The sequence below is a fragment of the Aliihoeflea sp. 40Bstr573 genome, from assembly GCF_024105655.1.
Lineage (GTDB): Bacteria > Pseudomonadota > Alphaproteobacteria > Rhizobiales > Rhizobiaceae > Aliihoeflea.
The window spans coordinates 70746-81119 of sequence record NZ_JAAAMH010000014.1 but is presented as its reverse complement, the minus strand read 5'-3'; the positions used below and the strand labels follow the sequence as shown (position 1 = coordinate 81119).

General features: G+C 62.9%; 11 protein-coding genes. 8 read left to right on the top strand and 3 right to left on the bottom strand.

The features are described from left to right. Positions 1-242 precede the first annotated feature (242 nt). The 3 genes from GTK01_RS15985 to GTK01_RS15975 are packed head-to-tail and all read left to right on the top strand — an operon-like array spanning position 243 to position 1605. On the top strand, positions 243-449 hold the full coding sequence (locus GTK01_RS15985; protein WP_252927803.1) for a hypothetical protein: 207 nt from the start codon (positions 243-245) through the stop codon (positions 447-449). After that, on the top strand, positions 397-846 hold the full coding sequence (locus GTK01_RS15980) for a hypothetical protein (protein WP_252927801.1): 450 nt from the start codon (positions 397-399) through the stop codon (positions 844-846). The genes GTK01_RS15985 and GTK01_RS15980 overlap by 53 nt, the downstream gene beginning before the upstream one ends. 6 nt (positions 847-852) lie before the next feature. Further along, positions 853-1605, top strand: a complete 753-nt coding sequence (locus GTK01_RS15975; protein ID WP_252927799.1) for a hypothetical protein — start codon at positions 853-855, stop codon at positions 1603-1605. A 237-nt stretch (positions 1606-1842) separates the two neighbouring features. Here GTK01_RS15975 and carB read toward each other — a convergent pair whose 3' ends face one another. Together carB and GTK01_RS15965 are read right to left on the bottom strand one after the other, a co-directional pair. Next, positions 1843-5322 (bottom strand): carbamoyl-phosphate synthase large subunit, encoded by a 3480-nt coding sequence (gene carB, locus GTK01_RS15970; protein WP_252927798.1) that lies wholly within the window; start codon positions 5320-5322, stop codon positions 1843-1845. A gap of 143 nt (positions 5323-5465) precedes the next feature. Further along, positions 5466-5786 (bottom strand): multidrug efflux SMR transporter, encoded by a 321-nt coding sequence (locus GTK01_RS15965; RefSeq protein WP_252927789.1) that lies wholly within the window; start codon positions 5784-5786, stop codon positions 5466-5468. A gap of 92 nt (positions 5787-5878) precedes the next feature. Between GTK01_RS15965 and GTK01_RS15960 the strand changes: the two genes are divergently transcribed. Further along, a complete protein-coding gene (locus GTK01_RS15960; protein ID WP_252927787.1) occupies positions 5879-6415 on the top strand; it encodes a TetR/AcrR family transcriptional regulator in 537 nt (178 codons plus the stop codon). Here the strand turns inward: GTK01_RS15960 and GTK01_RS15955 are convergent. After that, complete coding sequence (locus tag GTK01_RS15955) at positions 6412-7464, bottom strand: hypothetical protein (RefSeq protein WP_252927785.1); 1053 nt, start codon at positions 7462-7464, stop codon at positions 6412-6414. The two genes, GTK01_RS15960 and GTK01_RS15955, sit on opposite strands and share 4 nt — an antisense overlap. A gap of 17 nt (positions 7465-7481) precedes the next feature. On the opposite strand from GTK01_RS15955, the gene GTK01_RS15950 reads away from it, so the two are divergent. The 4 genes from GTK01_RS15950 to GTK01_RS15935 all read left to right on the top strand — a co-directional run bounded on the left by GTK01_RS15950 (position 7482) and on the right by GTK01_RS15935 (position 10374). After that, on the top strand, positions 7482-7898 hold the full coding sequence (locus GTK01_RS15950) for a pyridoxamine 5'-phosphate oxidase family protein (protein ID WP_252927783.1): 417 nt from the start codon (positions 7482-7484) through the stop codon (positions 7896-7898). Between the two features lie 62 nt (positions 7899-7960). Further along, on the top strand, positions 7961-8776 hold the full coding sequence (locus GTK01_RS15945; protein ID WP_252927781.1) for a 2-keto-4-pentenoate hydratase: 816 nt from the start codon (positions 7961-7963) through the stop codon (positions 8774-8776). Between the two features lie 58 nt (positions 8777-8834). Then, the gene (locus GTK01_RS15940; protein ID WP_252927779.1) at positions 8835-9737 is read left to right on the top strand and encodes a neutral zinc metallopeptidase; all 903 of its coding nucleotides are present in this window, start codon (positions 8835-8837) and stop codon (positions 9735-9737) included. Positions 9738-9834: 97 nt separating this feature from the next. Beyond that, entirely contained in the window at positions 9835-10374 is a 540-nt protein-coding gene (locus tag GTK01_RS15935; protein ID WP_252927777.1) for a hypothetical protein, read from the top strand.

Genomic DNA, 10374 nt, shown 5'->3' with positions numbered 1-10374 from the left:
CAATCCGTATCCGTCATCTTTGTGGACATCGCCGACCTCCCAAATCAGTCGGCAACCTATGAATCAGGCCGGATTCATCCGCGGAACCCCAAAACCTGTACCTGAGTCAATTCGTCCACACAGCCTAACACCTCCGAGCTAGCTTCAAACTGAGCGATTCCGTCGGCATGCGTGGATTGGATCGAGATCAGTGTTAGACGCCTCAAAAAATGGAGCGCGTTCAACAAAAGAGAGGGGGAAGAATGAGTAGTGCTAAACTGCATATCAATCTCGTTCATGGTATTTTAGACTTTGAAGGCGACGTGGAGTTCGTTCGGGAGGTCTATAACGATTATCGGGAAGGATTGATCGCCCAGCCAACGAATGCATTCGTGCAGGCTGGCGAGGACGACGAGATTGGTACTGACAACACCAGCGCATTGCCCGCGAGTGCGCCGCAAAAAAAATAGCGAAGGCGTAAGGCGAAAAAGGAAGCAGCAGACCCCTCGACAGCACAAAGATGGTGCTGCCGCTGCGCCTGCATTTAAGCCTGCCTTGGTCAATGATTTAGCGACAACAGATTTGAAGTCGTATATGACGAACTTCGATCCAAAATCCAACTATGACTACATCGCTTTATTTATGTCATACTTAGAAGACAAAAAAATCTCTCCTGTTACGTTCAATCATGTCTATACGTGCTTCCGGGATGCGCAGATAAAAGCGCCTGTCGCCTTTAGACAAGCCTTCATAGATACACGAAACAAAAAAGGCTTCGTTGAATTTTCATCACCGTTCGACGTGTCGCTTACCGAGCGAGGTCGGAACCATGTCCAGTTTGGAGAACTGAAAAAAGAAGGCGGCTGAGCCTGCATGATCTCGCCAGTTCTCCGCTTTTATGAAGCCATTCCAGATGGACAAAATCAGACAGACGCGGAGTTAGTGAGCTTTTTCATGTACTTCTTGACCGTGGAGCAAGGAAAAGGCTCCGCGACAGCTAAGGAGATTAGAGAATGCTTTGAGCTGTGCGACCTGAAATTTCCATCGCGCCTACCCCAGCTTTTGTCCGAGCGAACAAAAGGACGATCCCCTCGCTACATCAAAAGTTCGGTGGGATACCGCCTCCACCGCACAGTCGCAGACAAGCTATCTTCCCACTTGGGAAGCCGCCGTGTCGTACAACAAACCAGTGCCGAATTGCGCTCCCTCGAAACGTTATTCTCTGACGGACCGAAGAAGAAATTTCTGGTCGAAGCGGTAGATTGTTTCGAGGCTGGTGCGAACCGTGCCGCCATCGTGATGACCTGGATACTGACGGTCGATCATCTGTACGATTACATCCTGAGCAACAAGCTCGCAGAGTTCAATATCGAGCTGGCAAAGAATCCGCCCAGCAAGAAGATGACCAGGGTCGTGGTAAAGGACGATTTTTCGGATTTGAAGGAAGGCAAGTTAATAGAGCTCTGCCGGGCCGCCGGCATCATATCGAACGATGTCCGGAAGATACTTGATGACGGTCTTGGCGTTCGCAACACCGCTGCGCACCCCTCTAGTGTCGAGGTCACGAGGAGCAAGGCGATTTCTGTAATAGAAGACCTCGTGATTAATGTGATTAGAAAATTTTGATTGTGGTCAGTTGAGCTGGTCGCCGCATTTTTCGAATTCTGATTCAGGCTAGGCAGTTACCAAACGCTGTGCCAACGGCGATTTTTGGGTTTCGGCGAATTAAACAATTCCGGCAGCAATGGGGTCGGAAGCTGACGCGATACTTTTGCTCTGATGGGTTCCCGGGACAGCACCCCCCTCTGTCCTGCCGGACATCTCCCCCGCGAGGGGGGGAGATCATGCGCGGATAGGGCGCTCCTAAAAATACGCCTGCAGCGGTCGCACTTCCAGGCTCCCCGCCTTCAGCGCCGCGATCGCTTCTGCCACGGCTTCGGCGCCGGACATGGTGGTGTAGTAGGGGACTTTCTGCATCAAGGTGGCGCGGCGCAGGGACTTGGAGTCGGAGACGGCTTTCTGGCCGTCGGTCGAGTTGAAGACGAGCTGGACCTGGCGATTGCGGATCGCGTCCTCGATGTGGGGGCGGCCTTCGAGGACCTTGTTGATCTTTTCGGCCTCGACGCCGTTTTCCTTGAGGAAGCGGGCGGTGCCGCCGGTGGCGAGGATCCGGAAGCCGATTTCGGCAAGGCGCCTGACGGCGGGAAGCACGCGCGCCTTGTCCTCGTCGCGCACCGAGACGAAGAGCGTTCCGGAGCGGGGCAGGTCGACGCCGGCGCCGAGCTGGGCCTTGGCGAAGGCCAGCGCATAGTCGCGGTCAAGGCCCATGACTTCGCCGGTGGAGCGCATCTCAGGGCCGAGCAGCGTGTCGACGCCGGGGAAGCGGGCGAAGGGGAAGACGGCTTCCTTGACGGCGACGTGGCCGAGATCGGCCGCGTTGGGCTTGGTGCCGTAATGGGCGAAGGCTTCGTCGAGCGTTTCGCCGGCCATGATGCGCGCCGCGATCTTGGCGATGGGGCGGCCAATGGTCTTGGCGACGAAGGGGACCGTGCGCGAGGCGCGGGGGTTCACTTCGAGAACGTAGACCTCGCCGTCCTTGATCGCATATTGCACGTTCATCAGGCCGCCGACATTGAGCGCCTTCGCGAGCGCGGCGGTCTGGCGTTCGAGTTCGGCGACCATGTCCTTGTCGAGCGAGTGGACGGGCAGCGAGCAGGCCGAGTCGCCCGAATGGATGCCGGCTTCCTCGATATGCTCCATAATGCCGGAGACGTAGGTCGCCTTGCCGTCACACAGGCAATCGACGTCGACCTCGATGGCTTCCGACAGATAGGTGTCGAAGAGAAGGGGGTTCTTGCCGAGCAGGGTGTTGATCTGGCCGGTCTTGTCGTTCGGATATTTCTGCTTGATGTCCTCCGGCACGAGGCCGGGCACGGTGTCGAGCAGGTAGGTCTGCAGCATCGACTCGTGATGGATGATCTGCATGGCGCGGCCGCCCAGCACATAGGACGGGCGCACGACCAGCGGGAAGCCAAGCTCGGAGGCGACGGTGCGGGCCTGCTCGACCGACCAGGCGATGCCGTTCTTGGGCTGCTTCAGGCCGAGCTTGACGAGGAGCTTCTGGAAGCGGTCGCGGTCTTCGGCGAGATCGATCGCGTCGGGCGAGGTGCCGAGGATCGGGATGCCGGCCTTTTCGAGCGCGTCGGCGAGCTTGAGCGGGGTCTGGCCGCCGAACTGGACGATGACGCCGTGGAGCGTGCCCGACTTCTGCTCGGCGCGCAGGATTTCCAGGACATCTTCGGCGGTGAGCGATTCGAAATAGAGCCGGTCGGAGGTGTCGTAGTCGGTCGACACGGTTTCCGGGTTGCAGTTGATCATGATCGACTCGTAGCCGGCATCGGCCAGCGCAAAGCAGGCGTGGCAGCAGCAATAGTCGAACTCGATGCCCTGGCCGATGCGGTTCGGGCCGCCGCCGAGGATCACGACCTTCTTCTTGTCGGAGACCTTGGCTTCGTCGGCGAGCGAGCCGGCGAAGGGGGTCTCGTAGGTCGAGTACATGTAGGCGGTGGGCGAGGCGAACTCGGCGGCGCAGGTGTCGATGCGCTTGTAGACGGGGTGGACGTCGAGCCTGTCGCGAAGTTTTTGAACGTCTTCCTCGTCTTTCCTCGCCAATGACGCGAGGCGGGCGTCGGAAAAGCCCATCGCCTTCAGCATGCGCAGGTTCTGCGCGTCCTGCGGCAGGCCGTGCTCGCGGATGCGCGCCTCCATGGCGATGATGGCGCCGATCTGCTCGAGAAACCACGGGTCGATGCGGCACATCTGGTGCACGTCTTCGAGCGAGGTGCCCATGCGGATGGCCTGCGCGACCATGCGCAGGCGATCTGGCGTCGGCGTGCCGAGCGCGGCGCGGATGGCGTTCTTCTCGTCGCCCTCCACCAGGCCGGGGATCTCGATCTCGTCGAGGCCGGTGAGGCCGGTTTCGAGGCCGCGCAGGGCCTTTTGCAGGCTCTCGGCGAAGGTGCGGCCGATGGCCATGACCTCGCCGACCGACTTCATGGCGGTGGTCAGCGTGGGCTCGGCGCCGGGGAACTTTTCAAAGGCAAAGCGGGGAATCTTGGTCACGACATAGTCGATCGAGGGCTCGAAAGAGGCCGGGGTCGCGCCGCCGGTGATGTCGTTGTCGAGCTCGTCGAGCGTGTAGCCGACGGCCAGGCGCGCGGCGACCTTGGCGATGGGGAAGCCGGTGGCCTTGGAGGCCAGCGCGGAGGAGCGCGAGACGCGCGGGTTCATCTCGATGACCACGAGGCGGCCGTTTTCCGGATTGACGGCGAACTGGACGTTGGAGCCGCCGGTTTCCACGCCGATCTCGCGCAGCACCGCGATCGAGGCGTTGCGCATCACCTGGTATTCCTTGTCGGTGAGCGTCAGCGCGGGGGCGACGGTGATCGAATCGCCCGTGTGGACGCCCATCGGGTCGATGTTCTCGATCGAGCAGATGATGATGCAGTTGTCCGCGCGGTCGCGGACCACCTCCATCTCGTATTCCTTCCAACCGAGGACCGATTCCTCGATCAAGACTTCGGTGGTGGGCGAGGCGTCGAGGCCGGAGGAGACGATGTCGAAGAATTCGGCGCGGTTGTAGGCGATGCCGCCGCCGGTGCCGCCCATCGTGAAGGAGGGGCGGATGATGGCGGGCAGGCCGACCTCGTCCAGCGCCTGGGCGGCGATGCCCATGGCGTGGGAGATATAGCGCTGCTTGCGGTCGCCTTCGCCAAGGTTCCATTCGGTCTCGAGCGCGTCGAGCGCGGCGTCGAGATCGGCGGGGTTCGAGGCCTTCAGCTCTGCGCGGCGGGCCTCATGGGCGCGCTTGTCCGCGTCTTTCGCCTCGGAGGCGTTGGCGAGCATGGATTTCGGCGTCTCAAGGCCGATCTTCGCCATCGCCTCGCGAAAGAGGGAGCGGTCCTCGGCCTTGTCGATCGCCTCGGCATTGGCGCCGATCATCTCGACATTGTAGCGCTCGAGAACGCCCATGCGGCGCAGCGACAGCGCCGTGTTGAGCGCGGTCTGGCCGCCCATGGTGGGGAGCAGCGCGTCGGGGCGCTCCTTGGCGATGATCTTGGCGACGACTTCCGGCGTGATCGGCTCGACATAGGTCGCGTCGGCCAGCTCGGGATCGGTCATGATCGTAGCCGGGTTGGAATTGACCAGAATGATGCGGTAGCCCTCGGCCTTCAGCGCCTTGCAGGCCTGGGTGCCCGAATAGTCGAACTCGCAGGCCTGGCCGATAACGATGGGGCCGGCCCCGATGATCAGGATGGACTTGATATCGGTGCGTTTCGGCATGGTTCGTCTCGGCGCGTATGGCCACGGACCGGCGGCTTGCGCGGCCGGGTGCGGCGTCGGTTTCTGATGTCAGGCTAGGAGCGCCTTATAGGGAAAGGCGCCCGCGAACGTAACCCCGAAAATGCGCGATCACCCGGCATTCTTCATACGCTCGTCGAAAGCTTCAGGCCGATGATGCCGGAGACCAAAAGCAGGATCGAAATGGCGCGGCCAAGTGTGAGGGTCTCGCCCATGAACATGACGCCGATGACGAAGGCGCCGGCCGCGCCGATGCCGGTCCAGATCGCGTAGGCGGTGCCGAGCGGCAGCGCCTTCAGCGACATGGACAGGAAGGCGAAGGAGACGATCATGGCGAGGATGGTGATTGCCGTCGGGGTGATTTTCGTGAAGCCCGCGGACATCTTCATCGCCGTCGCCCACACGATCTCGAACACGCCCGCCAGACCGAGAAAAACCCATGCCATGATAGTCTCCATCAAAACGAAAGGCCGCGTGACAGGCGGCCGGGTGGTGATTATATATATCCGACCAGACGGATTGAAAAGAGGGAATCGACTTGGGACGCAAAAGGACGATCGACCGTGACGCCATACTGGACGCCGCCGAGGCGATCGTGGGCGACGCAGGCGCCGGGCAGCTGACCTTCGACCAGGTGGCGGCGCGCGCCGGCGTCTCGAAGGGCGGGGTGCTCTATTGCTTCCCGAGCAAGTCGGCGTTGATCGCGGCGATGATGGAGCGCGACCTGAAACGCTTCGAGGTTGAGATGACGGCCCGGCTCGCCGCCGTTGGGGGAGACCGCCTCAAGGCGCGGATCGATGCGACGCGCGACGAGAGCGCGGCGATGACCGCCCGGGCTGCGAGCCTGATGGCGGGGCTGGTCGAGGCCGGCGACGAGGCCGAATCGCTGCGCGCGGACTATCGCGGCTGGCTCGACAGTTTCGGCGACGACGCCGACGGGCGGCGGCGGCGACTGGCGTTTCTCGCCTGCGAGGGAATCTTCATGCTGCGCGGGCTGGGGATTGTCGAGATCGACGAAAAAGAGTGGGACGCGGTCTTCGTCGACATAGCGGGGCTGGCGACCAAGGAAGATTAGCCGGCTTCGACACGCAGGAAGAGGCTCTGAATTGGGTCGTCTTCGCTCGCGCGCGGAACGAGGCCGTTGTCGTGGAGGAGATCGGCGAGTTCCCAGATGAGTTCGTGGCCGAAGATGATGCGGGCGTCGCGCGGGTCGGTGACGTTTTCGATAGAAGGCAGCGGCTCGGTGAGGAGGGCTTCGGCGACGGGGCGGGCGAGGGCGAGGGCGTGCAGCTGAAGCGGATCGCCGGGGCGGATGATGGGGATGCGGGAGTGGCCGTGGTCATCGAGCAGAAGCGGGTCGGCGACGGGGGCGGAAGCGCCTGAGGTGATGGCGCAGAGCGTAGCTTGAAAGCCGGAACGGCGGGCGAGGGCTTTCAGGGGCTCTTCGGTGCGGGGCGTCCAGACCATGACGAGAGTCATGCCGGGAATCCTTGCCTCGTTGACACCCGCCGGGTTTTCGCGTGGCGGCCAGATAGCCCAGAAGGTGCCGTTCCAGAACGGGCGGTCAGGGGTGAGGTGGGTGTCCGGCACCGCGCGATGGCTGGCGAGGATGGACCACATCAGCCCGTCGAGCGCGTGGCCGAAGACGACTGCAAAAGTGTGGCCGGTGAGACGTTCGGCGGCGAGGTGGTCGTGGATTCGCGCGGCGGGATCGGTCAGGCGCGGCAGAAGCTTTTCGGCGAGGTTGCGCGCATGGCGGCGCAGGGGCGCCGCGGCCTGTGGCCCGATGATGGGAAAGGTGGCGCGGATCTCGTCGCCGGAGCGCTCCAGAATGTGCATGCGCTCGAGTTCGGCCATGCGGGGCTCGTCGACGGCGTGCCGGTCGAGACCGTTTCGCGCAGCGTGGAGGAGACGGCCGTTGTCGCCTCGACGCACAACCGGGCCGGGCAGCTGGACGGCGCCGAGGCACCAGGCGTGGAGTTCCCACAGCGCCAGATCGTCTGGAGGTTCACGAGGTTCAGTCGTCGATTGTGTGCGATCCATCGCGATGAAGATGGCCGAGACGGACGACGCGGGAAATCGCGGGAACAGGAAGCCCTCGGCGGTGTTCGATTCAACCGACACCCCGAGAGGCCCCCCCGATGCCAGCCCAGTCGCTTTCCGACCTTTCCGACAAGATGCGCGAGATAGATATCGCGATGCTGATGACGCGTACCGACGGCGGCGCCATCGCCGGCCGCCCGATGAGTAATAATGGCGACGTCGAATATGACGGCGATTCCTATTATTTCACGAGGAGCGACGCACGGATGGTCGCCGATATCGAGGCCGATCCGACTGTGTCGCTCGCCTTCCAGGGCGAAGACATGTTCATGGTCGCGGTTCAGGGCATGGCCGAGATTGTGCGCGACAAGGCCGCGTTCGAGGACCACTGGAATCCCGATCTCGACGACTGGTTCGAGGACGGCGCCGACACCGAAGGTCTGGTGATGATCAAGGTGAGCGCGGAGCGGGTTCACTATTGGGACGGCGAGGAAAACGGCGAGGTGAAGCTTTAATCAGGATCGTGACCCGTGGTTGATTGTCTGCAATTGTCGCGATTCGCAGGGAGGGCGTCCGATTGACCAACGACATGATAGAAACGCGCGCGCGTGCCGTGCTGGATGCCATCAGCAGCGCACGGGCAATCGCGACCTTCAGCGGGGACGATCCCGATTTTGCGCTCGATGACGCCTATCAGGTGTCGGATGCGGTGATGGCGGCGCGGGTTGCGCGCGGCGAGCGCGTCGTCGGCTGGAAGATCGGCTTCACCAATCGCAACATCTGGGACGAGTACGACGTTCATGCACCGATCTGGGGCCCGATGTATTCCGGCACCGTGCGGCCGGTCGCGGCCGGTGACGAAATCAGCCTTGCCGGGCTTGTCGAATCGCGGATCGAGCCGGAGATCGCGTTTCGGCTGAAAAGCGCGCCGGAGATCGGCATGGACGAGGCGGCGCTGCTCGATTGCATCGATGCGGTGACGCACGGCTTCGAGATCGTGCAGTCGATCTTTCCCGGCTGGAAGTTCAAGGCGGCCGACACGGTGGCGGCCTGCGCTCTGCACGGAATGTTCCTGCATGGCGAACTGGTTTCGGTGGAAGGTGACCGGGCCGGGTGGTTGGAGCGGCTGGCCGCGTTCGACATGGAGCTTGTCCGCGATGGCGTGGTGGTCGATCGCGGCACGGCGAGTGACGTTCTGGGCGGTCCGCTTTCGGCGCTGCGCAGCATGGTCGACGGCATTGCGATGCGGCCGATGTCGCGGCCGCTCGCAGTGGGCGACCTGATCACCACCGGAACGGTGACGCGCGCCTTTCCGATCGTACCTAGCGAGCGCTGGACGAGCCGCATCGTCGGGCTGCCGCTTGCCGGCATGGACGTTCGATTTTCCGCTTGACGGAACCGTGACGCAGGCATCCCGTTGAATGGCGCACCATTTGCGCTGGAGGGTTCGCATGCGCTGGAGAGGCCGCCGTCAAAGCACCAACATCTCGGACCGGCGCGGGCAGGGCCCAGCGCGGATACCAGGCGGCTTCGGACGCCGCGGACCGCGCATTCCAATCCCCATCGGGCGCGCGGGCGCAGGCGGCATGTCCGGCATCGTCATCCTCGTGGTCGTCTTCCTCGTCCTTTCCTTCCTCGGCATAAATCCGATGGACATGATGGGCGGTGGCGGCTCGGCACCGCCTACCGGGCAGGTGACGCGGCAGCAGCCGGGAAATGACGAGCAGGCGCAGTTTGTCGGTGTGGTGCTCGCCGAGACTGAGGACGTGTGGAACGGCATCTTCCAGAGCGAAGGCGAGACCTACCAGGAGCCGACGCTGGTGATGTTCGACGGCGTGGTGAACTCGGCCTGCGGGCAGGCCTCGTCCGCGGTCGGCCCGTTCTACTGCCCGAACGACAATCAGGTCTATATCGACCTCGCCTTCTTCGACGAACTCGCCAGCCGCTTCGGCGCGTCGGGCGATTTCGCGCAAGCCTATGTCATCGCCCACGAGGTCGGCCATCACGTCCAGAACCTGACGGGCATCCTGCCGCAGTTTCACCAGCAGCGGCAGCGCATGAGCGAGGCGCAGGCGAATGAAATGTCGGTGCGCGTCGAGCTCCAGGCCGACTGCTATGCGGGCGTTTGGGCGCATTACACCGAGCAGAAGGGATTGCTCGAAGCCGGCGACATCGACGAGGCGCTGAACGCCGCGCACCAGATCGGCGACGACACGCTGCAGCGGCGCACGCAGGGCCAGGTGATGCCCGACAGTTTCACGCACGGCTCGTCCGAGCAGCGCCAGACCTGGTTCGCGCGCGGCTATGAGACCGGGCGCTGGCAAGACTGCGACACGTTCAACGGCGATATCTAGACCATCCGGGCTGTGCACCCGTTCCACGGCCTCTGGTAGAATGCCGCGCCCGGCCGGCGGGCCGTCGGGGCCTGCCCCGGGCGACAGGAGAACAGCCATGATAAGGCTTCTGACCTTGGCCGTGCTTTGCGCGGCAGGCAGCGTCCTTGCCTTGCCGGCCGCTGCCGACGACGCGGAACTGATCAAGAGCGCCGAAATGGCGGCGCCCGCGGCGGTTGCGAGTGGCGCGGCGATCTATGCCATGGACGACAAGGGCGAGATGCGGACCTTGCGCGAAGGGACGAATGGCTTCTGGTGCATGCCGGACAACCCGGCCTCGCCGGGGCCGGACCCGATGTGCGGCGATGCGAACTCGATGGAATGGGCGATGGCCTGGATCGGCAAGAAGGACCCGCCGCAAGGCAAGGTCGGCTTCATGTACATGCTCGCCGGCGGCAGCGACGGCAGCAACACGGACCCCTATGCGCAAGGGCCGGAACAGGGCAATAACTGGATCGAGACCGGCCCGCACGTCATGATCGTCAACGCGATGGACATGATGGAAGGCTATCCGGACACGCCCGAGCCCGACACGACCCAGCCCTATGTGATGTGGGCGGGCACACCCTATGCGCATCTGATGATCCCGATCAAGTGA